This window comes from Polynucleobacter sp. 35-46-11, from assembly GCF_002281105.1.
The window spans coordinates 1-2,786 of record NZ_NCFJ01000341.1 but is presented as its reverse complement, the minus strand read 5'-3'; the positions used below and the strand labels follow the sequence as shown (position 1 = coordinate 2,786).

3 protein-coding genes are annotated in these 2,786 nt (G+C 43.9%); all 3 read right to left on the bottom strand.

Annotated elements, in window-relative coordinates:
- Positions 1–271: 271 nt before the first annotated feature.
- Positions 272–886 carry a recombinase family protein gene (locus tag B7Y67_RS14560; RefSeq protein ID WP_293599257.1) on the bottom strand — a complete coding sequence of 205 codons (615 nt, stop codon included), beginning with the start codon at positions 884–886 and terminating at the stop codon, positions 272–274.
- A gap of 239 nt (positions 887–1,125) precedes the next feature.
- On the bottom strand, positions 1,126–1,425 hold the full coding sequence (locus tag B7Y67_RS14555) for a hypothetical protein (protein WP_293599256.1): 300 nt from the start codon (positions 1,423–1,425) through the stop codon (positions 1,126–1,128).
- The gene (locus B7Y67_RS14550; RefSeq protein WP_367227290.1) at positions 1,422–2,618 is read right to left on the bottom strand and encodes a DUF6538 domain-containing protein; all 1,197 of its coding nucleotides are present in this window, start codon (positions 2,616–2,618) and stop codon (positions 1,422–1,424) included. Before B7Y67_RS14550 ends, B7Y67_RS14555 begins: the two co-directional genes overlap by 4 nt.
- Positions 2,619–2,786: the final 168 nt, after the last annotated feature.

Here is a 2,786-nt window from a genome sequence, read left to right as displayed (position 1 = left end):
TTCTTCCTCTTCCAACTGTAGAACTGTCAAATAAAAGCCCCACTTAAGGGGCTTAGTTATCACCAAATTTGGGTGTTATTGACTACTGAGCTTTTCGGACTGAGATAGATAGCTTTCTGTCCGACCCTGAGATATAGGGAAAGAATCCCCAGTTCAATTTCAAACCATTTACCGATTGTGATTGTCATATTAACTCCTTTTAGGTTAGGTGAAGTTAGCTTACTATGTAATTGATTTCATTACAATATTTTCATTTTTGTAACATTTAACTTTATGCAAGTGTTGCACACCTTTTGACACTCGCAGCACTTATTCCAAAGTGTTTAGCCGTGTCGGCAATGGAGGCCTTGTTCGTCCTTCTCCATTTGAGGACATCCCCACAGTCGATCTTCTTAGGTCTACCTAGGGATAGTTTGCCGTTGTGTGTTTTGCCAGTAGCTTTAAAGGTTTTATTGGCTAAGACTCGTCCTGCACCAGTTCGCTCATTGATCTTAATTCGCTCTAGCTGGGCGATATGAGCCAGCACCCCAGTAACGATTGCACCGACTTGGTCAGTAAGTAGTCCCAGTCCTACTACATAAACATTGATCCCAGCTTGGAGAAGATCCCTAATGGTCTTCTGAATGTCTATGGCATCCCTACCAATACGATCAATAGAGTAGAGATAGAGCGTGTCTCCCTTACTTAGGCAGTGTTCCACCATGGTTCTAAAGCCTTCTCGCTTCATAGCTTCAGTAGCACCTGACACCTTGTCCGAATATTCCTTATCAAACTCAGTCAAGCCAATAGCTTTAAGCAGTGCATCCCTCTGTGACTCTATTGATTGATCTGTGGTGCTAACTCTGAAATAAGCTACCTTCTTCATGGCTACTCCTAGTTGGTTCATAAGATAGTATACATTATGAGCTAGGATAATAAGTCTGTCAAGGCTATGTAATGAGCTAGATATTAGATAGGCTCATAAGCTACACCTTTTGAGCTACCCACAGAGACCCCGTAGTTAGGGAAAAGGCTGTCTATAGCTTGGTGCGTGGGGGGTGATGCGAAACGGATAAGAGTTCAGATACCCATTGAAATTTTTGCAATAAAACTTTTTGTCCCCTCCGACTTACTGAGGGGACGCTACTATCTGCCGTTTGGTTGGTAGTAGGGGTTGGTGGGGGCGTATTGCTGAGACCCGTCTGATCCTTGTTGATACTGAGTCGTTCCAGTGCCAATAGTCTTGTTTCTAATATCCCCATAGAAGGAGGTATCACCGATTCTCTTTTCTGTTCCGACTACAGTATTCGTTATGTCTCGGTAGTAGGTCGTATCTCCTACAGTTTTAGCCGATCCCACCACATGACCATAGACATCCCTATAGTAGGTGGTTTGTGCAAGCACTGGGGTGGAGATGATTGCTAGGGTGATGAGGAGCTTTTTCATATCTTCTTATTCCCATTGATGACCTTAAGAAACTTCTTGGCTGCCTTTGCGTTCCAAGGTCTAAGCGTGTCCATCTCAGCCTTAGAGTAGGTGTCAAAGGTGATCTTTCCGGTGGTATGTCTCATTAGTCGCATGATGTTCAATGGCTCACACCCAATAGCTTCAAGCTCCTGAGCGTATCTCTTACGTAGAGCGTGGGTCGAGCCATACTTCAGATCACTTGCTAGGCCATTGAAGTTCCTCTGAACTCTTCTGAAGAGTCCCTTGTTCTCGAATGGAATTCGTTTCAGCAAGGTGTGCACCTCAGGGATCACTGGGAGGTAGGCTGACGAAGCCCCGTTCTTAGTGCCTCTGACGAATACTGAGCCAGCATCTTTAGGTTCTATCTTGAATACTTCGCTTATACGAAGACCAAGGAGGAGGGCTACTGTTACGCAATCCCTTGTATCGGGGAATAGGTCGGGGTGATTGAACAGTTCTTTGAGTTCATCATCGGTGTGGGCTAAAGCTCCACTACCTGATTTGCCTATAGCTCCAGCACCATCAGCGTAGTTCCTATCTACGATTCCAGACCTAATACCCGACTTAAATAGTCGGGATATCTGAGAGAGTTTGTTGTTTGCGGTCTTCGCTGAGAGCTTCCCATCGGTGGTCATATGATCCACCCAAGAGGCTAAATGCTTTGTTTTTACTGTGTCAATGAAGACCAAGCCACTATGCAATGAGAACTCCCTTACAGCTTCTTTTAGTCTTCCCTCAGCATTCTTTTGGTCGGACTTTTTGGGGTACTTTTTCTCTGCAATCCATCGCTTAATTTGTTGTTCTGCAAGTGTGTGAAGTGAGACTCTTCCATCTAGTTCACCAAGCAATCTTTGAGAGGTGATCTTGTCTAATTTCTCTGAGAGGTTCTTTGCAATCTCCCAAGCTCTCTCATCCGTCTCATCATCTTTAGTGTGGTGTTTGATATCAAGAATCAAACTAGCAACGTAGTCCCGTGAGTTGAACTTCTCGAACTCTTTAAAGATCTCGCTTACTACTTCGTGAAGTCTTCTCTTAGCTACTTGAAGATCTTTCGTTTTCAATGAGCGAACAATCATCTCTTTGCGAACATAGGGCGCGAGTTTCGTAGGTACACGAACACGGGCGTAAAATGTCCCATCGGGTCTAGGTTGGAATAGATAGTTAGGTTTCATGACTGTTAACACAATTTAGATAAATGTTAACACACAAGAATTTTAAGATCTATATAAAATAAGGCTTGTAGGGTTGTGGCTCAATGTTCAAATCCTCTCGCCCCGACCATCTATTTCTGGCAATCCTCACAATATCGCACTAGATATGACCGCTAATCAAAACAACAC

What these genes read in the sequence shown, in the direction of transcription:
- B7Y67_RS14550 (WP_367227290.1), bottom strand. Translation starts at nt 2,618, where the DNA reads ATGAAACCTAACTATCTATTCCAACCTAGACCCGATGGGACATTTTAC.
- B7Y67_RS14555 (WP_293599256.1), bottom strand. Translation starts at nt 1,425, where the DNA reads ATGAAAAAGCTCCTCATCACCCTAGCAATCATCTCCACCCCAGTGCTT.
- B7Y67_RS14560 (WP_293599257.1), bottom strand. Translation starts at nt 886, where the DNA reads ATGAACCAACTAGGAGTAGCCATGAAGAAGGTAGCTTATTTCAGAGTT.